Annotated in this window: 22 protein-coding genes; 10 read left to right on the forward strand and 12 right to left on the reverse strand. The window is 66.8% G+C overall.

Annotated features, from left to right (window positions below; genetic code table 11):
* The first annotated feature begins 248 nt into the window (after positions 1-248).
* Together HMPREF3121_RS07595 and HMPREF3121_RS07600 are read left to right on the forward strand one after the other, a co-directional pair.
* On the forward strand, positions 249-1187 hold the full coding sequence (locus HMPREF3121_RS07595; RefSeq protein WP_070521727.1) for an AEC family transporter: 939 nt from the start codon (positions 249-251) through the stop codon (positions 1185-1187).
* Between the two features lie 52 nt (positions 1188-1239).
* Positions 1240-1953: a TIGR03089 family protein gene (locus HMPREF3121_RS07600; protein WP_070521729.1), complete on the forward strand. Its 714-nt coding sequence runs from the start codon at positions 1240-1242 to the stop codon at positions 1951-1953.
* Between the two features lie 90 nt (positions 1954-2043).
* On the opposite strand, the gene HMPREF3121_RS07605 is transcribed toward HMPREF3121_RS07600, so the two are convergent.
* From HMPREF3121_RS07605 to HMPREF3121_RS12895, 5 genes are all read right to left on the reverse strand, one after another.
* Positions 2044-2949: a hypothetical protein gene (locus HMPREF3121_RS07605; RefSeq protein WP_141743031.1), complete on the reverse strand. Its 906-nt coding sequence runs from the start codon at positions 2947-2949 to the stop codon at positions 2044-2046.
* Positions 2950-3073: 124 nt separating this feature from the next.
* On the reverse strand, positions 3074-3835 hold the full coding sequence (locus HMPREF3121_RS07615) for an ABC transporter ATP-binding protein (protein ID WP_083291472.1): 762 nt from the start codon (positions 3833-3835) through the stop codon (positions 3074-3076).
* A gap of 79 nt (positions 3836-3914) precedes the next feature.
* Complete coding sequence (locus tag HMPREF3121_RS07620; RefSeq protein WP_141743032.1) at positions 3915-5624, reverse strand: DUF222 domain-containing protein; 1710 nt, start codon at positions 5622-5624, stop codon at positions 3915-3917.
* Positions 5625-5961: 337 nt separating this feature from the next.
* Entirely contained in the window at positions 5962-6738 is a 777-nt protein-coding gene (locus HMPREF3121_RS07625; RefSeq protein WP_070521810.1) for a response regulator transcription factor, read from the reverse strand.
* Between the two features lie 41 nt (positions 6739-6779).
* Positions 6780-8180: a sensor histidine kinase gene (locus tag HMPREF3121_RS12895; protein ID WP_141743033.1), complete on the reverse strand. Its 1401-nt coding sequence runs from the start codon at positions 8178-8180 to the stop codon at positions 6780-6782.
* Positions 8181-8310: 130 nt separating this feature from the next.
* Here HMPREF3121_RS12895 and HMPREF3121_RS07635 point away from each other — a divergent pair, with 130 nt between their 5' ends.
* The 5 genes from HMPREF3121_RS07635 to HMPREF3121_RS12440 all read left to right on the forward strand — a co-directional run bounded on the left by HMPREF3121_RS07635 (position 8311) and on the right by HMPREF3121_RS12440 (position 13128).
* Positions 8311-9423 (forward strand): ABC transporter ATP-binding protein, encoded by a 1113-nt coding sequence (locus HMPREF3121_RS07635; RefSeq protein WP_070521747.1) that lies wholly within the window; start codon positions 8311-8313, stop codon positions 9421-9423.
* A gap of 214 nt (positions 9424-9637) precedes the next feature.
* Positions 9638-10894, forward strand: a complete 1257-nt coding sequence (locus tag HMPREF3121_RS07640; RefSeq protein WP_070521751.1) for an ABC transporter substrate-binding protein — start codon at positions 9638-9640, stop codon at positions 10892-10894.
* Positions 10895-11025: 131 nt separating this feature from the next.
* Positions 11026-11976: a carbohydrate ABC transporter permease gene (locus tag HMPREF3121_RS07645; protein WP_070521812.1), complete on the forward strand. Its 951-nt coding sequence runs from the start codon at positions 11026-11028 to the stop codon at positions 11974-11976.
* Complete coding sequence (locus HMPREF3121_RS07650) at positions 11973-12815, forward strand: carbohydrate ABC transporter permease (RefSeq protein ID WP_070521754.1); 843 nt, start codon at positions 11973-11975, stop codon at positions 12813-12815. Before HMPREF3121_RS07645 ends, HMPREF3121_RS07650 begins: the two co-directional genes overlap by 4 nt.
* A 97-nt stretch (positions 12816-12912) precedes the next feature.
* Positions 12913-13128 carry a hypothetical protein gene (locus tag HMPREF3121_RS12440; RefSeq protein WP_141743034.1) on the forward strand — a complete coding sequence of 72 codons (216 nt, stop codon included), beginning with the start codon at positions 12913-12915 and terminating at the stop codon, positions 13126-13128.
* Positions 13129-13173: 45 nt separating this feature from the next.
* Here HMPREF3121_RS12440 and HMPREF3121_RS12210 read toward each other — a convergent pair whose 3' ends face one another.
* The 5 genes from HMPREF3121_RS12210 to HMPREF3121_RS07660 all read right to left on the reverse strand — a co-directional run bounded on the left by HMPREF3121_RS12210 (position 13174) and on the right by HMPREF3121_RS07660 (position 18303).
* On the reverse strand, positions 13174-13800 hold the full coding sequence (locus tag HMPREF3121_RS12210; protein ID WP_083291461.1) for an ATP-binding cassette domain-containing protein: 627 nt from the start codon (positions 13798-13800) through the stop codon (positions 13174-13176).
* Positions 13797-15827 (reverse strand): hypothetical protein, encoded by a 2031-nt coding sequence (locus tag HMPREF3121_RS12445; protein ID WP_141743035.1) that lies wholly within the window; start codon positions 15825-15827, stop codon positions 13797-13799. Before HMPREF3121_RS12445 ends, HMPREF3121_RS12210 begins: the two co-directional genes overlap by 4 nt.
* Positions 15828-15955: 128 nt before the next feature.
* Positions 15956-16153, reverse strand: a complete 198-nt coding sequence (locus tag HMPREF3121_RS12215) for a lactococcin 972 family bacteriocin (protein ID WP_224370391.1) — start codon at positions 16151-16153, stop codon at positions 15956-15958.
* Positions 16154-16418: 265 nt separating this feature from the next.
* Positions 16419-16943, reverse strand: a complete 525-nt coding sequence (gene purE / locus HMPREF3121_RS07655) for a 5-(carboxyamino)imidazole ribonucleotide mutase (protein WP_070521815.1) — start codon at positions 16941-16943, stop codon at positions 16419-16421.
* A gap of 70 nt (positions 16944-17013) precedes the next feature.
* Positions 17014-18303, reverse strand: a complete 1290-nt coding sequence (locus HMPREF3121_RS07660) for a 5-(carboxyamino)imidazole ribonucleotide synthase (RefSeq protein WP_371327335.1) — start codon at positions 18301-18303, stop codon at positions 17014-17016.
* A gap of 68 nt (positions 18304-18371) precedes the next feature.
* Between HMPREF3121_RS07660 and HMPREF3121_RS07665 the strand changes: the two genes are divergently transcribed.
* Together HMPREF3121_RS07665 and HMPREF3121_RS07670 are read left to right on the forward strand one after the other, a co-directional pair.
* Positions 18372-19880, forward strand: coding sequence for a DUF1846 domain-containing protein (locus HMPREF3121_RS07665; RefSeq protein WP_070521757.1), 1509 nt, complete (start codon positions 18372-18374; stop codon positions 19878-19880).
* Positions 19881-19995: 115 nt separating this feature from the next.
* Positions 19996-21759, forward strand: a complete 1764-nt coding sequence (locus tag HMPREF3121_RS07670; RefSeq protein ID WP_070521760.1) for an ATP-binding protein — start codon at positions 19996-19998, stop codon at positions 21757-21759.
* A 6-nt stretch (positions 21760-21765) separates the two neighbouring features.
* On the opposite strand, the gene HMPREF3121_RS07675 is transcribed toward HMPREF3121_RS07670, so the two are convergent.
* Both HMPREF3121_RS07675 and HMPREF3121_RS07680 read right to left on the reverse strand, forming a co-directional pair.
* Positions 21766-22227 (reverse strand): YdbT family protein, encoded by a 462-nt coding sequence (locus HMPREF3121_RS07675; protein WP_070521763.1) that lies wholly within the window; start codon positions 22225-22227, stop codon positions 21766-21768.
* Between the two features lie 2 nt (positions 22228-22229).
* The gene (locus HMPREF3121_RS07680) at positions 22230-23093 is read right to left on the reverse strand and encodes a biotin--[acetyl-CoA-carboxylase] ligase (protein ID WP_070521766.1); all 864 of its coding nucleotides are present in this window, start codon (positions 23091-23093) and stop codon (positions 22230-22232) included.
* A gap of 219 nt (positions 23094-23312) precedes the next feature.
* On the opposite strand from HMPREF3121_RS07680, the gene HMPREF3121_RS07685 reads away from it, so the two are divergent.
* Positions 23313-24977, forward strand: coding sequence for an acyl-CoA carboxylase subunit beta (locus tag HMPREF3121_RS07685; RefSeq protein WP_083291463.1), 1665 nt, complete (start codon positions 23313-23315; stop codon positions 24975-24977).
* Positions 24978-25063 lie beyond the last annotated feature (86 nt).

The following is a 25063-nucleotide window of genomic DNA, read 5'->3' on the forward strand; positions in this document are numbered from 1 at the left end:
CCGCTAAATCGGCTGGTCGGCGGGAGCCGATCGATCGACAACCGCCGCAAGGCCGATTCACGCGCTGGCCGCATGACGTTGAACATGCGATGACAGCGTAAACGGACCCGAGTCCGCCTCCCCGACGGGAGGTGGCCGGGTCCGTTTTCATATGCTCGCACTGGTTCCTCTCCCCTCCCTCCCCACCTTTCTTCTCACCCCTTCATCCCGCGCTCCCTTCCTTTTCTTTCCCCGAAAGGCCCACCCCCATGCCCGACCTGATGCAGATCCTCACCGGCTTCGGTTCGGTGGCGGTGATCATCACCATCGGCTGGTTGGTCGGCCGGGCCGGGGTGCTGGGCAAGAGCGGCGGCTACGCGCTGAACATGGTCGTCTACTGGGTGGCCATGCCGTGCATGCTGCTGCACACGCTGGCGACGTCGGACACGGGCGCGGCCCTCGGGTCGGCGTTCGCGGTGGCCGCCGGGTCGGCGTTGACGGTGGCGGCCATCTACATGCTCATCGCACGCCCGCTCGTGGGGCAACGGGGGCCGGAGCGGGTCGTCGGCGCGATGTCGTCGAGCTACAACAACGTCGCGAATCTGGGCATCCCCATCGCGACGGCGGTGTTGCACGATGCGACGGCGATCGTGCCGGCGCTGATCTTCCAGATCGCGTTCTACGCGCCGATCTGCCTGACGGTGTTGGACATTCTCACGTCACGCCATGGCCGCCTGGACCTTCGCCGCACGCTGATGACGCCCCTGAAGAACCCGATCTTCGTCGGCGCGGCGCTCGGCCTGGCCGCCGGCACGTTGCCCGACGGCGTGCCGACGGTGCTGGCCTCCCCCATCGGCCTGCTCGGCCAGGCCGCCGTGCCGATGGCGCTGCTGGCGTTCGGCATCGGACTGCACGGGGCGGCGGTGCTGCGCAAGGGCACGTCGCCGCGGCGGGCGGTCGTCTTGTCGTCGGTGCTGAAGAACCTTGGCCAGCCGCTGATGGCATGGTTCATCGCGTCGGTGTTGCTGGGGATGGAGGGCCATGCGTTGCTGGCGGCGGTGGTCATCGCGGCGTTGCCGACGGCGCAGAACGTCTACACGTTCTCCTCCCGGTTCGGGCGCGGCACCGTCCAGGCCCGCGACTCGGCGGTGGTGACCACGCTCGCCTGCGTCCCGGTCGTGCTCGTCATCGCGTTGCTGCTGGGCTGACCGTCCGTCGACGCCCGCCGCCGGATTCGGTTTCGTCGCTACCCTTGGGGTCGTGGAACTGCTCAAGGAACTCCTGTCCGCCGACCCTTCCGTCCCGCGCATCACCTGCTACGACGAAACCACTGGTGGCCGCACCGATTTGAGTGCCATCACCCTGGACAATTGGGCGTCGAAGATCGCCAACATGCTTCACGACGAGTTCGACCTGGAGCCCGGAGACAGCGCCTGGGTGGATCTGCCGCCCATCTGGCAGGCCGCGTGCCTCGTCGTCGGGGCCGAGAGGGCGGGAGTGGAGCTCAACGACGAAGATCCCCTGGTGGTGTTCACCACCGTGGGCAAGTTGTCGGAGTGGGAGGAGAAGTTCCCCGACGCGTATCTGGCCGCCGTCACCGACGATGTCTTCGGCCGCGGCGTGGTAGAGACCGGCGGCGAAATCCCGCCGGGCGTCGTCGACTTCGGGCCGGAGGTGCGGTTGCACCCGGACGCGTACATCGGCATGGGGCCCGATGAGGGACAGGTGCTCGTGGATGACTCGACGCCCGCCGAACTTGTGTCGCGGGCCCGCGACGTCGCGAACAACGCCGGACTCGACGACGGCGCCCGCGTCATCTCCGCCGGTTGGTCCGGTGGCCCGACCGCCGACGATTGGATCCGCTGCGTGCTCGCCGCATGGTCCGTGGACGGGGCGGCGGTCATCGTGCGCGGCGGCGACGACGAGCGAATCGCCCGCATCGCCGACATCGAGAAGGCCCGGCCGCTGGAGTAGCGGACGGGCCGTCGCCAAGCAATGCCGTGCAGCGGTTCGGGCGCATGGTGCCGTGAAGCGGTGCCGCCCGAGTCGCCGTTTCTGCTTCTCCTACTTCACGTCGCGGCGGGCCGCCACGATGATGCCGCCGCCGATGACCGCGACCGACCAGGCGGCGAGCACGAGGCCGGCGTGGACGTTGGAGACGCCGATGTCCATCATGCCCAGGAGCTGGCGCGACGCGGTCCACGGCAGGTACTCGGTCAGCTTGTTCAGGAACTCGATCGGCACCGTACCGAGCGCCACCTCGACGAGGAGGATCCACGCCACCGGCAGGCCCGTCGCCACCGCAGTGACCGGGACGAGCATGCCGACGGCCGAGCCGATCACCGTCCACAGCAGCAGAATGCCGATGTGCGCCGCCGCGCCGCCGAACCCCTCCGGCACGAGGGCCCCGACCGCGGCGAGGAACCCGGCCGCGATTGCGAACCCGGCGACGATGGCCACGCCCACGACGATGACCTGCGCCACCATCCGCGCGACATGCACGCCGGGGCGGCTGTTGGACGTCAGGTAACCGAAGGCGATGCGGCGTCCGGCGATCTCCGCCGCGGAGCCGCCGGCGGCGAAGATCATCGCCACGATCACCGCGAAGTCGGAGCCGAGCAGCACGTCGGGCAGCGTCGGTTCGAACCTGAACTCCGTCGCCGCCCCGCGCGTGCCCAGCCACATCAGCATCGGGATGCCCGCCATGATCGCCACGATGGCCAAGGCGTATCCCCACGTCGCCCGCAGATTGAGCAGGCGGCCGAGTTCCGAGCCGAGCAGGTTCAGCGGGCCGGGGACGGAGGCGGACGAGGCGCCGTTGGCCGAAGCGGTGTTGGCCGGGGCAGCCCCAGCCGAGGCGGTGTTGGTCGACGCAGTGCCACTCGGCGATGCCGCAGCAGTCGTGGAAGGGGCGGTCGTCGACGAAGGGGCGGTCGTGGAAGTGGTGGTGGTCGAGGAAGTGGTGGTCATGATGGTTCTCCTGAAGTCGTGGCGTGGATTCCGTTGAGGCCGTGGATTCCGTTGAGGCCGTGGGTTCCGCCGGGGTTGTGCGACTGCGGCCGGGCCGCTCAGGCGACGGCCGCGCCCGGGCTGCTCAGGCGGCGGCCGTACCCGGGTAGTTGCCTGCGGTGGCGGCGTCGGCGGCGGTTCCGTATTCGGCGTGCTCGGAGGCGACGGACCAGTAGGCCTCTTCGAGGGAAGCGTGGCCTCGCAGCAGCTCGTCCTTGTCCCATTCACCGACGAGGCGGCCCTTGCCGATGATCACGAGTCGGTCGGCGGTGACCTCCATCTCGGACAGGAGGTGGGAAGACACCAGCACGGAGCGGCCTTCGTCGGCGAAGGCGCGGATGGACTTGCGGATCCAGCGGATGCCGTCGGGGTCGAGGCCGTTGACGGGTTCGTCGAGGACGAGGTGCGTCGGGTCGCCGAGCATCGCGGTGGCCAGGCCGAGGCGCTGCTTCATGCCGAGGGAGAATCCCCCGATCCGCTTGCCTGCGACGGATTCGAGGCCGACGAGGGCGAGGCAGTCGTCGACTCGGGTGTCGTCGAGGGCGGCGGCGCGGGCGACGGACCGCAGGTGGCCGCGGGCGGTGAGCTTGGGGTTCATCCACCCGGCGTCGAGCATGGCGCCGACGACGCGCGCCGGCGCACGGTAGCCGGTCAGCGGTCGACCATCGATGAGAGCTTCGCCGCGGTCGATGCGGTCGAGACCTAGCATGCAGCGCATGGTCGTGGATTTGCCGGAACCGTTGGGGCCGAGGAAACCGGTGACTGCCCCGTTGGGGACGGTGAAGCTGAGGTCGTCGATGATGCGGGTGCGGCCGTAGGACTTGGTGAGATTCCTGATTTCGAACATGACCCCATGCTCATCGAAATGCGGATGCGCCAAATCGCCCCACGGGATGGTTTCCGCAGGTCGATTTGGCGCTGCCGGGTCATACCGGGGTACTAGACGCATCATCCGGGTTATTTCGCCGGTCGTGCACGGGTTGCCGCCGCTGCTCCCGATCCGGTTCCCGATCACGCTCGCCGGTCCGTTCCCGTTCCCGTCTGCGGTTTTCCCTGCATTGTTCCCTGCGGTTTTCCCTGCATTGCTCCCTGCGGTTTTCCCTGCGGATCACCCGACCGGGGTTGCACCACCCCGCCGGATGCTCGTTTTCGGCCGGATTGCGCTCGGGATCCATCGATCTCGGGGGCTTCCACACCACGCGGGGCTCCCCGGGCCCGTTGCCCGGGCGGGACCACCACTTGTCGGGGTCGGTCCGCGAGTCGTCGGTGTTGGCGTGGGTACCGGGGCCGACGAACGTGAAGTTCGGCAGGTCGGTCGTTCCGCCGAACTTCCATCCCCGGATGTGATGCATGTGGCACGAGGCGGCCGGCGCCGATGTCATGGGCGCCGAGCTCATCCCCTCCTCCCCGAAGAGAGCGAGGTACTGGTCCATCGACCCGAGCCTCCGCGACCGCCCGAAATACAGGGTTCGCCCCTGGAAATCGAGGACCTGCAGGAACAGGTTGCGGGCGTCGCAATGCTCGACGGCGTCCGCCACCGTCATCTGAACGTTCGTGTCGGTGGAGGCGGTTCCGTTGAGCGCCAGCAGCTCCGCCAACGTGGTCACCGCGACGATCGAGGTCGTCCCCCGGGCCGGCGCAAGGCGACCGCGTTTCCGCTTCCGCTTCTTTCCGTCTCCGTGGTCCGGGATGTCATAGAGGGTGTCGGCATCGGCGCCGAAGTTCGGGTCGACGACCTGGCCACAACCTCCCGACGGGGAATCATCCTCGGGCCCGCCGCCCTCCTCGGGCGCTCCGCCGTCCGGTTTCGAACCCCACCCTTCACCGCCGGTCGGATCGGCTCCGCGGCCGAACCCCGCGGCCAAAGCGGCTTCCACGGCGTCATGGAGTCGCTGGGACGGCGTGCGCGGGTCATCGGCGGCGTCGTCAAGCAAACCACCGGGCCGCCCGTGATCGGCCGCAAGCCTCTTGAACAGCGCGGCCAAATGCGGCGTGAGGTGGCCGTAGATCTTGCTCATCCCGTCGTAACCCTGCTTGCCCACGCGGATCGAACGGTTACGCTTGCGATCCTCGTCGGTGTACGGGTCATCGATCCCGAACAGCGCACGCAGCATCGTCCCGAGCTGATCGAGGTCATCGACGCGGACCTTCTCCACCAGCTCGGCGATGTGCGGATCCGCCTTTTCGGTGAGTTCCGCCTGAATCGCCGCCGGCATCGAACGAATCGCCCGGTCGATCTTCTCCACCGCGTCGGCGCCGATGACACCCTGTTCCACCTTCTCCCGCACCGCCGGCATGTACTCCGGATTGCCGGAGGAACCGGGCCAGGACTCCCACTGGTGCAGCCGATGGTGCGCCGCAGCCCGCCGACGCCCCTCGGCGCGCGACGTGTTCGCGCACTCCGCGAACGTGCGGCCCACTCCCCGATCCGTCACATGGTGGTGCGTCCGATGCGCCTTCATGAACTCCGCATCGATGATGGCCATCCGCTTGCGCGCCCGCTCCAGGGCCTCGTACGCATCGTCCACCTGCTGGCGGTCCAGCCGGTCCCAGCCGCCGGTCGCGACCTCCACCGCCTCGCCGATGGTGGCGATGGCGGCGAGGAGATCCGTGGCGCATTCCGCAGGTCCGGTCATGCCCCCATCATCAGGCAGCTTGACGACGACCACAACCCGAAAATCGCACTTTTTTTCGATTTTTTACGAGCCGCGAAAATCAATCCCCCAAATCGCGCCTCCCGCAAGAGTTTTATCATCGTCGCACGTCAAACATGCCACTACCCCCGCCCATTACACCCGCTACTGCACTTTCAAAGAATCAGAGGCAGTTGTCACTCCCGTTCGAATACGAGTGCCGCGGCGGGCTCGATGTGGCTCCCGAAAACCCACCATCTGTTCGCCACACCCGGCCGGTTCCGGGCCCTTCCGATCCGGTTCCGGTCCCCTGCCAGCTCGAGGCCAGCCCCTCCGCCCCCTACTCCAGCTCGCCGACGCCGACGCGCCCGGTGCTCATCGCGAACAGCACGGCATGGACGCGGTCGCGGGCGCCGGTTTTCATCAGGATGCGCCCGACGTGCGTTTTCACGGTGGGCATCGCGATGTGCAGTTCCCCGGCGATTTCGGCGTTGGTGCGCCCGAGCGCGATGAGCCGCAGGATTTCCTCTTCACGCAGCGTCAGCGGGTCGGGCAGGTCGTCGCGGACGTGCACCTGTCCCGCCGTGTCGCTTGACGACGCCTCCGCCTCCCCGTCGTCCACCCCACCGGCGGCGGCGACCGGAGGCCCGTCCGCCACGGCACCGTCGGCACCGCCCAGCATCGGCCGGACCTGCGCGATCAGCCGCGCCGCCGACCGCGCCGACAGCGCAGAGTCTCCCGCCGCCACGTCCCGGATCGCGGCGAGCAGTTCCTCGGGGGCGGCGTCCTTGAGCAGGAACCCGGATGCGCCGGCGGCGATGGCGTCGGTGACGTACTCGTCGACGTCGAAAGTGGTCAGCACGAGAATCCTCGGCGTCGTGTCGTTGCCCGCCTCGCCGCCTTCAGCGAGGATTCGCCTCGTCGCCTCGATGCCGTCGAGGCCGGGCATGCGGATGTCCATGAGGATCACGTCCGGCGTCTCCTTCGCCGCCTGCGCCACCGCCGCGGCACCGTCGTCGGCCTGCCACACGACCTCCATGTCGTCCTGGGAATCGACGACCATCGCGAAACCGGCCCGCACCAGGGCCTGATCGTCGGCGAGCGCCACCCGGATCACGTCCACCGTCCCGTTCGCTCCGCTCATCCCGCTCACTCCACTCACCCCTTCGGCAACCGCGCGACGACGGTGAACTCGCCCGGCGCGTCATCGATCTCCAGCGTGCCGCCATGCAGCGCCACCCGCTCCCTCATGCCGGTGATCCCCCGGCCGATGCGGGGCTCGCCCCGGCTGCCCCGCGACGGTTCGACCTCCACGTTCCCGGTTCCCGCATCGTTGCGCACCGTGACGGTGCAGTCGCGTTTCCCCCACTCCAGTCGCACGTCGACGGCGACATGGCCTGCGTGCTTGAGCGCATTGGTGAGGGACTCCTGCACGATCCGGTAGATGGTCAGCTGCATCGTCGCGCCGACCGCCGGCCTCGTCCCCTCCTCGGTGAACGTCACGCGCAGCCCCGCCCTCGTCGATTCGGCGACGAGCTGCGGCAACGCGTCCAGTCCGGGCATCGGGGCATACTCCGCAGCCGATGCCGCGACAGTCTTTCCCGCGCCGTCCGATGCGGCCCCCGCCTCCCCGGCCCCGGCCGGCGACGGGCCGCTCGTGGCCTGCGACGGGCCGTCGTCAAGCAAGGAACCGTCCCCGAAATCAGCCGGATCACGCAACACCGACAGCAACTGCCGCATCTGCCCGAGGGAGTCGCGCGCCGTGGAGGCGATGTTCTCCAACGCCTCCACCGCCTTGTCCGGATTCTTCGCCGCGATGAAACGACCGCCGTCGGCCTGCGCGATGACGGCGGTGAGCGAATGGGCGACGATGTCGTGCATCTCGCGGGCGATGCGGGTGCGTTCGGCGATGGCGGCGAGCTCCACCCGATCGCGCAACGCCATCAACTCCCGGTCACGGCGGCGGCCGTTGAGGCCCAGCATCCAGAAAAAGCCCAGCACCGTCAGCGCAACCGGCGTCAGCACCAGGCCGACCTCCGGGGCGATGACCAGGTACCCGCCCTTGACCGCCAACGCCACCAGCACCCCGGCGGACACGGCGATCCACACCGGCACGAACCACCGGCGCGGCACGTGCCGGCCGAGGTGATGCATCGCGAAACAGGTGACGACGAACGACGTATACCCCGTCGGCAGCACCGCAAGGTGGAACGCGAGCAACGCCGGCAGCGCGATGTTCGCCACGTCCGGCCACACCCGCCGGACCGCGATGACGCCCCAGGCGACGATCACCCACGCCCAATGCACGCCGACCGCCCACTCCGGCACCGCGTCCTGCCCGGGCACGAACACCGGCGGGTCGTAGACGGAGGAATGGTCGAGGCCGACGCACAGGGCGAGCACCAAAGCGGCCAACACCGCATCGAACAGCGCCCCGGACCACGGGCGGCCGGGGCGCGCGGCGGCACCGGTGGCCGAGCGGACGGCCCGCGCGGCGCGGGAGATGCGTGTGTCGCGGGCGGCACGGTCTGCACGGTCGACGCGGTCGGTTACGGACATGGCCCACACGCTAGCGCGGCGGCGCCGTCATGCCGTCGTCCCCGGGTATGAATTCCCGCTGATGCCGCCCCACCGGAACCGCCCGCCGATGCGGCCGTCCCGTGACGGACCCCTCTGCTAGCTTGATCCCATGGCGACCGTCACTTTCGAACGCGCGCAGCTGACGTATCCCGGCGCGGACGCGCCCACCGTGAAGGGCCTCGATCTCGACATCGCGGACGGCGAGTTTCTGGTGCTCGTCGGCCCGTCGGGCTGCGGCAAGTCCACGTCCCTGCGGATGCTCGCGGGACTGGAGGAGGTGACGGCCGGACGGATCCTCATCGACGGCCGCGACGTCACCCACGATGATCCGAAGGACCGGGACATCGCGATGGTGTTCCAGAACTACGCCCTGTACCCGCACATGTCGGTCCGCGAGAACATGGGTTTCGCCCTGAAGTTGGCGAAGGTGGGCAAGGCCGAGCGCAACGCCCGCGTGGAGAAGGCCGCGGCGATGCTGGATCTCACTCCGTATCTGGACCGCAAGCCGAAGGACCTGTCGGGCGGGCAGCGGCAGCGGGTGGCCATGGGCCGGGCGATCGTCCGCGAGCCGCAGGTGTTCCTCATGGATGAGCCGCTGTCGAATCTCGACGCGAAGCTGCGCGTGCAGACCCGCACCCAGGTCGCCGCACTGCAGCGGGAGCTGGGGGTCACCACGGTGTACGTCACGCATGATCAGGTCGAGGCGATGACGATGGGCGACCGCGTGGCCGTCCTCGATGCCGGTGTTCTGCAGCAGGTCGCGCCGCCGAAGGAGCTCTATGCCCGGCCGGCGAACGTGTTCGTCGCGGGTTTCATCGGTTCCCCGGCGATGAACCTCCTGCGGGCGCGGCTTGACGACGATGCCGTCCTCTTCGGCGATCAGCGCATCCGGCTCGAAGGTGCCGTGGCGGAGCGTTTGCGGGGACGCGGCGGGGAGGTCGTCGTCGGCGTGCGGCCCGAGAATGCGGCGCTGGGCGACGGTCGCGAAGGCGGCGGGGGCATCGCGGCGACCGTCGCGCTCGTGGAGGAGCTCGGCGCGGATTCCTACGTGTACGCCCACCCGGACGAGGCCGTCGGCGGCGTCGGCGCGGATGCGGCCGAGCCGCTCATCGCCCGCGTCGGCGATGGCGCCGCTCCCCCGATCGGCACGCGAGTGTCCATCGTGGCGGATCCGACCAAGCTGCACCTGTTCGACGTCGAGACGGGCCTGCGACTGAACTGACCGGCCCGAAGGGCTTTGGCCGGGCTCTGGATGGGCTTTGGTCGGGCTCCCGTCGCGCTCCGGTCGGGCTCCGGCCGGCCTCCCGGACCTCGTCCGCGACGCGCGGTCTTCGGCGAAACCTTAAATGACCCTGTGTTTTACCCCACATAGCATTTAAACTCGACGACGAACCCCGATTGCCGGGGACGTTCACGGACACGAAAGGACGACCATCATGGTCTCATTCCGCACGTCGCTGCTCGCGGGCCTCGCCGTTTCCGGCCTGGTCCTCGCGGGCTGCTCCTCCGACGACAACGGTGGCATGGACAATCCCGCGGCCGAGGAGGGCCAGGACGCCCGCGGCCCGATCACCTTCGCGATGGGCAAGAACGACATCGAGAAGGTCCAGAAGATCGCGGAGCGCTGGAACGCCGACAACCCCGACGAAAAGGTCACCGTCCACGAGCTCGCCGGTGAAGCCGACGCCCAGCACGAAACCCTCGTCCAGTCGCTCGAGGCGTCGTCCGACGAGTTCGACGTGATGGCCCTCGACGTCACCTGGACCGCCGAGTTCGCCGCCAACGGCTACCTCGTGCCGCTGCAGGACGCCATGAAGGTCGACACCTCCGGTCTGCTCCAGCCGGCCGTGGACTCCGCGACCTACAACGGCACGGTCTACGCGGTGCCGCAGAACACCAACGGCCAGCTGCTGTTCCGCAACACCGAGCTCATCCCCGAGGCCCCGGAGAACTGGGATGCCCTGCGCGAATCGTGCGAGCCGCTGCCGGAGGACAAGGGCTGCCTGACCCTGCAGCTGTCGCAGTACGAGGGCCTGAGCGTCAACACCCTCGACGCCATCCACGCCTGGGGCGGTTCCCTCATCGACGACGAGGGCAACGTCACCGTCGACACCCCGGAGGCCAAGGCCGGCCTGCAGGCGCTGGTCGACGCCTACGGCGACGGCACGATCACCAAGGCCTCCACCGGTGCCACGGAGGAGGAGACGCTGCAGGCCTTCACCAACGAAGAGTCCGCGTACGCCGTGAACTGGCCGTACATGTTCGACGCCGCCGAGGACACCCCGGTGGGCGGAAAGTTCGAGGTCACCCCGCTGGTCGGCCCGGACGGCGTGGGCGTGTCCACGCTGGGCGGCTACAACAACGGCATCAACGCCCACTCGAAGAACAAGGCCACGGCCCGCGACTTCATCGAATACATCATCTCGGAGGAGAGCCAGATGGGCTTCGCCGAGGAGTCCTTCCCCCCGGTGCTCGCCTCCATCTACGACGACGAGTCGCTGGTCGAGCAGTTCCCGTACCTGCCGGCGCTGAAGGAGTCCCTGGAAAACGCGAAGCCGCGCCCGGTTTCCCCGTACTACAAGGCCATGACCAAGGCCATCCAGGACAACGCCTACGCCGCCATCAACGGCACCAAGGACGTCGACACGGCCATCGCCGACATGAAGGCCGCGCTCGAGCAGGCCGGCAACTAGAAGGAGAGTCGCGCGTGTCCACGTCGACCGTCGGCAAGCACCGAAAGCAGACGCCGCCAGGCGGCGCCGGGAACGAGACCCCCGACGGCGACGGACCGCCGTCGACGTCGGCGTCGAAACCGGCGTCGAAGCTGAAGGCCCTGTGGCTCATCGCCCCGGCGCTGACGGTGCTGGCGGTGGTGATCGGCTACCCGATCATCCGCGCGATCTTCCTGTCGTTCCAGGCCGACCGGCACATCGACCCCGACACGGGCATGTTCGTGGAGGGTGGTTTCGCCGGATTCCAGCACTACCTCTACTGGCTGACGCAGCGCTGCATGCTCGCCGACGGCACCGTCGGCACGTGCGCGCCCGGCACCCTGTCCACGGACTTCTGGCCCTCGGTGGGCATCACGTTGTTCTTCGCCGTGGTCACGGTGTCGCTGGAGACGCTGCTGGGCCTGGGCATGGCGCTGGTGATGGCCCGCGACTTCGTCGGACGCGGCATGCTGCGCGCGGCGGTCCTCATCCCCTGGGCGATCCCGACGGCCGTGACCGCCAAGCTGTGGCAGTTCATCTTCGCCGACTACGGCATCGCCAACGCGATCCTCGCGCCCTTCACCGACGAGGCGATCCGCTGGACCACGGACCCGTGGGCCGCGCGATCCGCGGTCATCGTCGCCGACGTGTGGAAGACGGCGCCGTTCATGGCGCTGCTCATCCTCGCCGGGCTGCAGATGATCCCGAAGGACGTGCACGAAGCCGCCCGCGTCGACGGCGCCACCACGTGGCAACGGTTCCGCCACATCACGCTTCCGCTGGTCAAGCCGGCGCTGATGGTGGCGGTGCTGTTCCGCACCCTCGACGCGCTGCGCATGTACGACCTGCCGGTGATCATGATCTCGTCGTCGTCGAACTCGCCGACCGCCACCATCTCGCAGCTGGTCGTCGAGGACATGCGCCAGGGCAACTTCAACTCCGCGTCGGCACTGTCGACGCTGGTGTTCCTGCTCATCTTCGGCGTCGCGTTCGTCATGATCCGCTTCCTCGGCGCCGACGTCTCCGGTTCCCGGGGCATGAAGAAGGCGAAGGTGAAGAAATGACCACCGGCAAACGCCTGCGCAGGTGGGCCGGCGATTACCTGGCCGTCATCCTCATCCTGGCGTGGGGCCTGGCCCCGTTCTACTGGATGCTGGTCACCGCCCTGCGCGACAAGGCGCACACGTTCGACACGACGCCGTGGTTCACCCACGTGACCACGCAGAACTTCGAGGACGCCCTGGCCACCGACAAGGGCAACGACTTCCTCGGGGCCATCGTCAACTCGCTGATCATCGGCGGAGCGACGACGCTGGTGGCGCTGGCGGTCGGCGTGTTCACCGCATACGCGCTGGCGCGGATGGACTTCCCGGGCAAGGGCTTCGTCACCGGCATCATCCTGGCGGCGTCGATGTTCCCCGGCATCGCGCTGGTGACGCCGCTGTTCCAGTTGTTCGGCGAGCTGAAGTGGATCGGCACGTACCAGGCGCTGATCATCCCGAACATTTCCTTCGTGCTGCCGTTGACGGTGTACACGCTGACCAGTTTCTTCCGCGACCTGCCGTGGGAGCTGGAGGAGGCCGCCCGCGTCGACGGCGCCACCCGCGGCCAGGCGTTTCGCATGGTGATCCTGCCGTTGGCCGCCCCAGCGCTGTTCACCACCGCGATTCTGGCGTTCGTGGCCACGTGGAACGAGTTCATGCTCGCCCGCCAGCTGTCGAACACCTCCACCGAGCCGGTCACCGTCGCCATCGCGCGGTTCACGGGCCCGTCGGCGTTCGAGTACCCGTACGCCGCGACGATGGCCGCCGGCGCGCTGGTGACCATCCCGCTGGTGATCATGGTGCTGATCTTCCAGAAGTGGATCGTCTCCGGCCTGACCGCCGGCGGCGTGAAGGCGTGACCGCGTTGGCATGACGACGTGTGCTCGTCCGCGCATGCTTGACGGCATTGCTTGACGACGTCCGCCGCACCGTGCCAGCCGCCTAGACTGGTCTCCCATGACCGGAACGCATCAACCCCGCCACGACGCCAAAACCCGCAGGATGCGGGTGGAGGCGGTGGCGGGGTTCATGTTCTTCTGGACCCTCGTCGTCGGCGGTTGGGCGGCCTATCGCATTGCCGTCGGTGCACCGTCGGTGCTCTTGAGTTTCGTGCTGCTGGTCTTCGTCGTCGTCGACGTGGTCATCTGGCGGAAGTGGCGGGACCTGGCCTAGATCGACTAACCAACAAATGGCAGAAAACCCCGTGACCGAACTCGGCTACAGCCGCAATACCCGGTCACAAGCCGTAACCACCATCGGGTCATGAGTCGCAATCACTACCGCTGCCCCCCGATCTGCCAGTCCACGCAACCGTTCAATGACCATACTCGAGTTGCCCTCGTCCAAAGCACCAGTCGGTTCATCGGCCAGTACGATCTTCGGATTCCGCAGTAGTAGACGGGCAATGGCGACTCGCTGCTGTTCACCACCCGACAATTCATGGACGGGGCGGTCAATTGCGCCCGACAAACCCACGACTTCCAACGCATGCTGAATCGCGGACACCGCAGCATGGCGCCTGGTTCGCCCAACGAGCGCAAGCGAAAGATTATATCGTACCGACCGATCAGAAACCAAAGCATAGTCCTGAAAAAGGTAGCCAACGTCATCCCTTCGGTATTTACGAGCCTGACGTCGACTCAACATGCGGACATCTCGACCGTCCACGAATATTGACCCCGCATCTGCCGTTTCCAATGAACCGATGCAGTTCAAAAGCGTTGATTTTCCACTTCCACTCTCACCCGTCACGGCGACCATGGACCCCGCCGACACTTCGAGGTCGAGACCCGACCATAGGACGCGCTGCCCATAACTCTTACTCAGATCGGAAACCGTAATCATTGAAGAACTCCTCGACGGATAGATAGTTCGCCATTTCGATTGAACGCATAGACCATAACCACAGTGGCCACGAACCCCAATCCAGCACCCAACAATACAAGTCCCGCCACGCCAGGAGTGATGACACTACTTCGCTGCAGAACATCAGCCGACGGGACGCCGTTCTCCAATGCGCGCCAAACCCGCCAGTTTCGATGAACGAGCCAGCCAATCGCGAGCCCCCCAAGGGCAAGCTCCATCCCCACTATAGACAATCGACCCGACCAGCCTCCCATTCCAAGCAAGAAGCGGACCCGCAAATCTCGAATACGGATGAGCTGATAAATCAAACAAATGGACACCGCAGACATAACCGTCAATGCAATCGCCACCGCGGCCACGATACCATTCGAACGGAATTCGGAGACCAACTGACGCCCGCTTTCCGCCCAGCTATCGACACGTGGACGAAAACCATGCACATTTCGCAGACCTTCAGGAGTTTGCAAGAAGCGACGTATATCCGCATCGCCTCGAAACAAGATCGTAGACTGGGTCACCCCGGCGGCCGTATTATAATCGCCAACAACCTCAGAGCCATTGGCAATAATAACGAGTAACGGATTTACGACGACGGAACGTGGCGATATCGCCGAACCGTCAGTGGAGAACGTAAAGACTTCACGACCACTTGGAATTGACTCGACCCGTTTTCGGACGGAGCTCGCATCCGAAAACTCAAGCTCTGCGGCCAAGCTATCCTCCGCCTGCCGCAAGGTCGAAGCAGCGCTCCCCTGAGGCACCGCTAGGACCACCTCGCCCACTTCTGGAAGAATGGATGGATCCACTTGAGCAATATCCTTCGCAAATTCCGAGTTGACGAGCACGATCGGCTGCTGATGCAGCCCACCATCCCTGCCGACGCTCCAGTGCGGATCTACCCGGTAAATGCGCCCCGCGCTCTCCACTTCACGCACCCAAGGTGCAATATCTCTTTCATGCCCGGGAACGCCTGAACGTATACTCAATGAGTACACATCGGAATGCGACTTCCACTTATCCACTTCCCCCTCCCGGCGGGCCAACTCCAACGAAAATGACCCCAACGCGGCCAGCGACGAAAAGGCTATGACCAGAGCGACTATTCGCACAATCTGAGCGCCAACAATGAGCCCGAGTCCCGAAATGCGGCCCTTCAATGCAGGAAGCACGCCTACCATACCCAAGATCAACCCAGCCAATACGGCGCCCCCCGCCAAAACAATCAACGAAATGACAAAGAAGGCAACGCTGATCAATGCGTAGGTCCCAAATTGCGCAAGGTTATTGTATGCCATCAGCATTGCGACGGTAGCGGCAACCGCGAACAGACACGGCCACAATGCCCCCCGTAGAGCCCTGCCGATCTCCGCCAAGACGATCTTCGACATGTCACGGCCGAGCATTCGCTGGACTGCAACATCATGCGAACGCGCGATCATATGGGCCGCCCCTAGGACGAGAACAAGAAGCAACACAAGACCGGTCATTATTACGATCGAACTTCCAAGCAGAACTTCTACCAGATAGTGATCCAGAACCTGCGCCCGATAACCCCGCCTCTCGAAGAATTCAGCGAAATCATGCTCAGCGCCGCTTGACCCATTTACATAATAGACGCCATGAACCGACTCCGACGGTGCGTCAACGAGCGAGCCCATTTGAATCTCACGCGAAGTACTAAATTCGGGATACCCATCGTCAACCCACTTGGATAGCGCGTCTCGCGAATCGCCCGGGGCCACATAAAGGTAAGTGATAGATCCGTCACCAAACGGGTCAACGCCCTCATAAATGAGGGACGCGCCAATATCAAGCGCATACTTCGATAGTTCCGCGCGTAGATTTGCGGCTTCCCTCTTACCTGAGTCATATTCAACCAATATTCCGCCGGTCGCCCACAAAGCACCACGCTCATCAAGTTCCCGCATCAGCTGGAATCCGAGAAGCAGGGAGGCCACCATGCAAGTCATGACCCCATAAGCAAGAAGGCTATTCGCGAACTTCATGCCACACTCCTCCGATACATGAAGTGGTCGCGCTTCCAGTTATTTGAAAGCGCGAGCACATCACCGCCGCCGAGCCATGGTTCAACAATGGCGATAGTAGGTCTTGTTTGCGAACGGAATTCCACTCTCTACTGCGGATGCATGGGACCAAGTATCTTATTGACGCAGCCGCTGTTCGACGTTGTTTTGCCGACGGCGGTCGATCCATGCCGAACACCGTTATGGAAGTAGTGAGACCACACGGTTCCACCTCCAACCCCGTGATCCCAGGTCCCTCCGTCCACATGGACAATCACTGCGCCAGCCACTCCCGTGCCGCCCACCATGGCGAGCCCACACACGATTCCAGCAACGCTTTTTCACATCTTCATCTCTTTCACCTCCCTTGCTTCGATAATTTGTGGCGACTGTAATTTGGTTACGCCTAGGATGTCAATAGGCAAAAGTATTTCCTTCACGCGTCCAACCGCTACTGGCCCGTTGACGTGTGCCGAGTACGTCGACGCGAAAACCGCAGCGCTCGATTGGTTGCCCACCCGGGGCTGCGGTTAAGGGACGATCTGGAGCAATCGCTGCCTCGTTCCGGCAGGGCTACTCCCCCATCAGGCTGTCGCGCAGGTTCTTGTCCTTCTCCAGGACGGCGTCGCGGATGTCGGCCTGGTACTGCTCCATGGCCGGCACCAGCTCGGGGTGACCGGCCGAGAGGATGCGCACCGCCAGCAGGCCGGCGTTCTTCGCGCCACCCACGCCGACGGTGGCCACGGGCACGCCGCCGGGCATCTGCACGATCGACAGCAGCGAGTCCATGCCCTCGAGGTTCTCCAGCGCGCGCGGCACGCCGATGACCGGCAGCGGCGTCGCCGATGCGACCATGCCCGGCAGGTGGGCCGCCCCGCCGGCGCCGGCGATGATGACCTTCAGGCCCCGCCCGGCCGCCGACTTCGCGTAATCCAGCATCCGCTCCGGCGTGCGGTGGGCGGACACGACGCCCACCTCGAAGGGCACGCCGAACTCGGCCAGCGCCTCGGCGGCCGGCTCCATGGTCGGCCAATCGGAGTCGCTGCCCATGATCAGGCCGACCAGCGGCCCGTCCACGCCATTCAACTTCGCGGTCATGTTTCCCATCCTCGTTTTCTCGGTTCGTTTCCGGTCCGGTCGGCCCGGTCGGTCCAGTCGGCCCGGCCCGCTACTCGACGTAGCCGTCGGCCCACACCGCGTTGACGATGTACCCCGCCGCCAGGTTCGCCTCGCGCCGGGTCGCCGCCACGCCCTCGGGCGAGTCGTCGGCGCCGGTCACGTTGACGTGCCCCAGCTTGCGGCCGGCGCGGTACCCCTTGCCGTACCAGTGGATCTTCGCGTGCGGGAAGCGGCGCCACACGGCGGCGAAACGGTCCTTCATCGGCATGTCCGGGTTTTCGTCCGCGCCGAGGGTGTTGGCCATCACCGTCACCGCGGCGGTCGGGGCGGCGTCTCCGAGCGGGTAGTCCAGCACGGCCCGCATGTGCTGCTCGAACTGGTCGGTCTCCGCCCCGTCCTGCGTCCAGTGGCCGGTGTTGTGCGGGCGCATGGCCAGCTCGTTGACGAAGATCTCCGGCTTCCCGACGGCGTCGCGGGTCTCGAAAAGCTCCACCGCCAGCACACCCGTCACGCCGAGTTCCCCGGCGATGCGCACCGACAGATCGCGGGCGCGGGAGGCCAGCGCGTCGTCAAGCCCCGGAGCGGGGGCCACGGCCTCGACGCAGATGCCGTCGCGCTGCACCGACTCCACGACCGGCCACGACGCCACCTCGCCCGACGGGGTGCGGGCGCACATCGCGGACAATTCGCGGGCCAGGTCGACCTTCTTCTCCGCCATCAGCGGAACATCGTCGGCCAGCAGCTTTGCGACGAGGCCCGGCAGCTCATCGGCGTCCGGGAACCACACGCCGTGGCCGTCGTAGCCGCCGCGACGGGCCTTCAGACACACCTTGCCGTCGACGGACTCCGCGAAACCGAGGGCGTCGTCGACCGACTCGATGGCCGCGAACGGCGGCACCGGGGCGCCGATGGCCTCCAGACGCCTGCGCATGACCAACTTGTCCTGCGCATTGACCAGGGCATCCGGCCCCGGCTGGACCGAAATGCCGTCGGACTCCAGCGCGCGCAGATGCTCGGTGGGCACGTGCTCGTGGTCGAAGGTCGCCGCATCGACCGGGCGAATCGTGCCGTCGGCGCGCACGCGGGTGGCGCGACGCAGATCCTCGAGATCCCGATAGTCCCCGATCTCCACGTCACGGCAGATCTGCGCCGCCGACGAATCGCGCGAGCCGGCCAGGAGGCGGACGGACTGCCCGATTTCGATGGCGGCGGTCTGCATCATCCGCGCCAACTGCCCGTCGCCGATGACGGTGACGACGGGCATGCCGGGCGCATGCGCGGGATTGGCGGGAAGGATGCGGTCTGCGGGTTCGTTCTGGCTGTTCTCCGGTGCGGTCACGCGTCCATCATAGGCCGCCGCCCGCCGACGCCCGGCGCGGGATCCCGAGGGTAGTACGATGGGTGCCCATGCAAGATCATGCCGTGGGCCACGCCGTTGGATTCGATCGCGACGAATACATCAATCTCCAGTCCGAACACATCCGCCGCCGCCGGGAGTCCATCGGCGGCCGCCTCTACCTGGAGATGGGCGGCAAACTGTTCGACGACATGCACGCCTCCCGCGTCCTGCCCGGGTTCACGCCGGACAACAAGATCGCCATGCTCGAGCGCATCAAGGACGACATGGAGATCCTCGTGTGCATCAACGCGCGCGACCTGCAGCGCAACAAGGTCCGCGCCGACCTGGACATCCCCTACGAAGAGGACCTGCTGCGGCTCGTGGACGTGTTCCGCGAGCGGGGCTTCCTCACCGAGCACGTGGTGCTCACCCAATACGAGGAAGGCAACGCGGCCGCCGCGGCGTTCCGCACCCGACTCGAACGCCTGGGCATGAAGGTGTCGCTGCACTACGTCATCCCGGGCTATCCGGCCGACACCGAGCGCATCGTCGGCGAGGCCGGGTTCGGCCGCAACGAGTACGCCGAAACCACCCGCGACGTCGTCGTGGTCACCGCCCCCGGCCCCGGGTCCGGGAAGCTGGCGACCTGCCTGTCGCAGATCTACCACGAGCACGTTCGGGGCGTGACCTCGGGCTACGCGAAGTTCGAGACGTTCCCCATCTGGAACCTGCCCCTCGATCACCCCGTGAACATGGCGTACGAGGCCGCGACGGCCGACCTCGACGACGTCAACATGATCGACCCGTTCCACCTGTCCGCCCACGGCGAGCAGGCGGTCAACTACAACCGCGACGTCGAGGTGTTCCCGCTGCTCAAGCATCTGCTGGAGCTGATCTCGGGCAGCTCGCCCTACCAGTCGCCGACGGACATGGGCGTGAACATGGCCGGGTTCGCCATTTCCGACGACGCCGTGTGCCGCCGCGCCGCCGAGCAGGAGGTCGTCCGCCGCTACTACAAGGCGCTGGTGGACGAACGCCGCGACGAGGCCGATCCCGTCGTCTCGGACCGGATCGCCATCATCATGGGCAAGCTCGGGCTCAACCGCCGTTCCCGGCCCGTCGTCGAGCCCGCGCTGCAGTTGGCGGAGGCCACCGGCGGCCCCGCGTCGGCCATCCAGCTCGCCGACGGCGAGATCATCACCGGCAAGACCTCCGCCCTGTTGGGCTGCTCCGCGGCGATGCTGCTCAACGCCCTCAAGCACCTCGCCGGCATCGACCCGAAGGTGGATCTGCTGGCGCCGTCGTCGATCACGCCGATCCAGACGCTGAAGACGCGCCACCTGGGCAGCCGCAACCCGCGCCTGCACACCGACGAGGTGCTCATCGCCCTGTCGGTGTCGGCCGACGGCGACGACAACGCACGCCGCGCCCTCGACGCGTTGGCGCATCTGCGCGGCTGCGACGCCCACACCACGACGATCCTCGGGTCCGTGGACGAGGGCATCTTCCGCCACTTGGGCATCCTCGTCACCTCGGAGCCGGAGTACCAGGTCAAGCAGCTGTACCGGAAGCGGTAAGGGACGGCGGCGGCGGTGGGGCGGCGGGCTCCGCCGCACCCCCATCTCTGATGGTATCTCTGATACTCCCCTCATTCATCAGAGCTTCCATGCAAGAAGGAAGTATGCTGCAAGCATGAACAGCATCGATGTTCCCGCTCAGATCGAGTACCTCCGCGCAATTGGCGGGGACACCTGGAACATCGAAGCGAAAAGCGCCGACGGCGGATTCCCGGGCTCGCTGGACGAAACCCTCAGCGCGTTCGCGAACATGCCCGAAGGCGGTCTGATCCTCCTCGGAGTATCAGAGAACGAAGGCGGAATCGACGTAACGGGCGTCGCCGACCCTAAGGCCCTCATGGAGCAATTGGGATCCAAGGCTCGGCACCGTTTGCATCCGCCGTTGCAGCTTGGGGCGGTGGAAGTCCATGAGGTCGAGCACCGGAACGTCGTCGCGTGCATCGTTCCACCCCAGGACCCATCCTTGCGGCCGTTCAGGGTGGGAAAGAACGGGCCCGCATTCATTCGCTCGGCAGACGGCGACTACGAACTCAGCGAACCCGAAGTCCGGGTCATTCTCGCGCAGATGGAACCTCCCCGGTTCGACAGGAAACCGGTGGCCGGCGCCGACGTCGACTCCGACCTGGATCCGAGATTGCTGGAGGAGTACCTGAGCCAACAGCGATCCCGGGCACCCCGCCTAAGGGGCATGGACCGCCACGAGCTCTTGGTCAGGACGAACGTCATCGACCCCGAGAGCGGGAATCCGACCATGGCGGCGCTGTACGCACTGGGGATCCATCCGCAACAGTTTTTTCCCACGCTGTCGGTGAAGGCACGGGCCCTCCCGGGGCCCGACGAAACGCCGGGGGTGCGGCTGCGCAATCAACGGGAGTTCGCGGGCCCCATACCTGACCTACTCGAGTCGACCGTGGAATGGATCGTGGAGAACATCGGCTCGACGGTCGTTTTCGATGCGACGACGGGCCATGGCCGAAACGTCCCGGAACTGCCTTTGGTGGCGCTGCGCGAGGTGGTCGCCAACGCCCTGGTCCACCGGGATCTATCTCCGGCCTCGCTCACCAAGTACGTGAACGTCGTCCGGCGGCCGGGCAACGTGCTCGTGACGAACCCGGGCGGCCTGTGGGGTTTGACGGAACGGCAGCTTGGCACGACGCCCCCGAGCGCGCGAAACCCGGTCCTGTACGAAATGTGCAGATCGATCACGACCGCCGACGGGAATCGAGTGGTGGAAGCGAGCGCCACGGGCATACCGGCCATCCGCCGCGCGCTCCAGGAAGCGCACTTGTCCGCGCCCCGCTTCCGCGATCGGGTCATTTCATTCGACGCGGATCTTTCATCCACTTCGTTGCTGTCCGCGGACGAACTCGAATGGTTGCGTTCGATTCCCCAGCTCCCCCACTTGACCATCGGGCAACGCGTTGCGATCGTCGCCCTCCATAACGGGAGGGAAATCACGAACGGCGGGTTCCGCGCGGAGTTCCCGACGATGGACTCGGTCGAGGCGAGGCGCCAACTGCAGGAACTGGTCAGATTCGGACTCGCCAAGACGCGGGGAGAGCGGGGCTCGACCGTATACGTCCGGCCCGACGCACCGGATCCGGCGCCATCGGGCATGCCACGGTACCCCGGAGGGCCCTCCGCCCAACGGACCCGGATTTCCTCGGAAGCCAAGAGGGAGTTGATCGTCTCGGCCCTGGCGAAATCACCATCGCCCCGATCCAGGGCGGAAATCCGGGACCTGACGGGACTCAGCGAAGGCCAGTTGAATCCCATGATCACCCAGTTGCAACGCGAGGGCGTGCTGGAGCCCACCGAACCACTGCAATCGCCAAATCAGCGATACAGATTGGCCGGGGAATCCGCCGCGAACGGATGAACGCCGTCAGGTCATCCGGTTGACCATCTTCGCCACCTTGCGGGCGGAGGGGACGTCGCGGATGGCCATCGGCGGCCCGAAGGGCGACACGCGCAGCTGCAGGACGTTGCCGCGCCGCTCGACTCCACGGACCGTCCGCAGGTCGACGGTGACCACGCGCGGCCGCAGCAGCCCGCGCCGCAGGATGATTCGCCGGTCGGTCAGGACGAACCGCTCCCCCAGCCATTCCAGGCCGGGCTTGGCGACGCGCCACGCCACGAGAATCGGCCACATGATCAGGAGGAAGTCCCTCAGTCCGGCGAGGTCGCCCGGCGCGATGCGGGGCGAGTCGATGAACCCGATGAGCAGCCAGATCACGCCGGTGATCAGCGCCAATTCCACCAGCGGCCAGGTTAGGCGCGCGAAGGCGGGGTTGACGTCGAGAAGCACGTCCTCGTCGTCGTCCATCTCGTCCCAGGGGAAGGCCATGCCTACTTCGCGGCCTCCCCGGCGTATCCGCCTTCGGCCGCGCGCAGGTGGCGGACGTCGCCGGCGGTGACGGTGCGGCGGGCGCCGGAGTCGTCGCGCACGACCAGTTCGCCGTCGTCGAGGATGTCCGCGGCGTCGCCGACCAGTTCCCCGCCGCCGGGCAGTTCCACCCGCACGCGGGTGCCCAGGGTCAGGCAGGTGGCGCGATAGTCGGCCATCATCGCCGCCCGGTCGAATCGCCATTGGCGTTCGCGGCGGTCGAGGGCGTCGAGCAGGCCGACGGCCAGTTCCGTGCGGTTGAGGTTTTCCGCTCCCGCCAGGGCGAGCGACGTGGCGTGCGGGACGGGCAGTTCGTCCTCGCGCAGGTCGACGTTGACGCCGATGCCCACGACCAGGGCCGGGGGCGCGATCGATGCGGCTTCGACGAGGATGCCGCACAGTTTGCGGCCGCCGAGCAGCACGTCGTTGGGCCATTTCAGGCCGAGTTCGGGGGGCTTTGCGACGGCGTCTCCCGGCGCAGCGGCCTGCGGAAGTTTCGCGACGTCGCGGACCATGTCCACCACCGCCAGGCCGGCGACGAGCGGAAGGAGCCCAAGGTCTTCGGTGGGCATGCCTTCGGGACGGAACAGCGCGGACAGCGCGATGGATGCGCCGGCCGGGGCGGTCCAGGAGCGGGACAGTCGGCCGCGGCCGGCGGTCTGCTCGGAGGCGACGAGCGCGACGCGGTCCGGGGCCCCTTCCGACGCCATGCGGGTGACGTCGATGTTCGTGGACCCCGTGGTCTCCACGGCGTCCACGGCGTGCCATCGGGGCAGGGCGGCGCGCAGCGCGGCGGCATCCAACGGGGATCGGGGGTCATGGCTCATGGCATCGGAGTCTAGCGGGGGATGCGGATGCCCCGCGTCCGCCCATGGGACGAGAAATCGTCGCGAATTCACGCCCGCCGTTACCGTCGCGTTACCTTGCCGTGACCTGGGCGCATTGGAACAGTGTTCGCCACCCTGCGAGTTACGGTTTTTGCAAGTGACATTTGTCACAGACAACTAACTTCACCTTTTCGCCCCCAAACGCTATCTTCCTCAAACATGACCTTCTCCTCACGTTTGCTCCACGCTGATCCGGATGCCGTCGCCACGTCCGTGGCCGAGTCCGCCGACGAGTTCGGCGACGACCGTCCGCCGCAGACCACCGCGGCGAAGAACGAGGACCTGCTGCGCCGCCGCGCCGAGGCGACCATGCCCGTCGGCCCCGCCGCGCTCCAGAAGGTCCGCGACAAGGGGCGCATGACCGCCCGCGACCGCATCGCCCACCTCCTCGACGAGGGCTCCTTCGTCGAGACCGACGCACTGGCCCGTCACCGCACCCGCGACTTCGGCATGGACGCCAAGCGCCCGGCCACCGACGGCATCGTCACCGGCTGGGGCACCGTCGACGGCCGCGAGGTGTGCGTCTTCTCGCAGGACGGCACGGTCTTCGGCGGCGCCCTCGGCGAGGTGTACGGAGAGAAGATGGTGAAGCTGCAGCAGCTCGCCATCAAGACCGGCCGCCCGATCGTCGGTCTGTACGAAGGCGCCGGCGCCCGCATCCAGGACGGCGCCGTGTCCCTGGACTACATCGCCCAGACGTTCCACTACAACGTCAAGGCCTCGGGCGTCGTCCCCCAGATCTCCGTCATCTTCGGCGCCTGCGCCGGCGGCAACGCCTACTCCCCCGCGCTCACCGACTTCGTCGTCATGGTCGAGAACTCCTCGCGCATGTTCGTCACCGGCCCCGACGTGATCACGACCGTCACCGGCGAAGAGATCACCCAGGAAGAGCTGGGCGGGGCGACCACCCACATGGAACTGGCCGGCAACACGCATTACACCGCCACCGACGACGAGGACGCCCTCGACTGGGTCCGCGACCTGCTCGACCACCTCCCGGACAACAACCGCTCCATTCCCGAGATCATCGAGGACGACTTCGACGCCGACATCACCGAAGACGACCTCGCGCTCGACTCGATCATCCCGGACAACCCGTCGCAGCCGTACGACGTCCGCGACGTCGTCGCCGCCATCGCCGACGACGGCGACTACCTGGAGATCCAGGAGGGCCGCGCCGACAACGTCGTCATCGCCTTCGGCCGCATCGAGGGCCGCGTCGTCGGCTTCGTGGCCAACCAGCCGCTGCAATTCGCCGGCTGCCTGGACATCGACGCCTCCGAAAAGGCCGCCCGTTTCGTCCGCACCTGCGACGCCTTCAACATTCCGCTGGTCCTGCTCGTCGACGTTCCGGGGTTCCTGCCCGGCTCGGACCAGGAGCACCAGGGCATCCTGCGCCGCGGGGCGAAGCTGCTCTACGCCTACGCCGAGGCCTCGGTGCCGAAGATCACGGTGACCATGCGCAAGGCCTACGGCGGCGCGTACTGCGTCATGGGCTCCAAGGGCCTGGGCGCCGACCTGAACCTCGCGTGGCCGACCGCGCAGATCGCCGTCATGGGCGCCGCCGGCGCCGTCGGTTTCCTGCACCGCCGCGAGATCAAGGCGGCCCTGGACCGCGACGGCGACGCGTCGGCGCTGATCGAAGGCTTCGAGCGGGCCTACGAAGATCACATGCTCAACCCGTACCTCGCCGCCGAACGGGGGCTCATCGACGAAGTCATTCTTCCGTCGGAGACGCGCACCCGCATCGCCCGCAACCTCCGCCTGCTGCGCGACAAGAAGGTCGCCTGGCCTGCGCGCAAGCACGGAAACATGCCGCTGTAGGCGACCTCGCCCCGCACTCGGCGGGGTGACCCCGCACCCCGGCGGCGTCGCCCCGTCCCCCCGCAAGCGAACGCCGGTTGCCCCCG

Origin of the sequence: Corynebacterium sp. HMSC11E11, assembly GCF_001807025.1 — a bacterium.
Classification (GTDB): Bacteria; Actinomycetota; Actinomycetes; order Mycobacteriales; family Mycobacteriaceae; genus Corynebacterium; species Corynebacterium freneyi.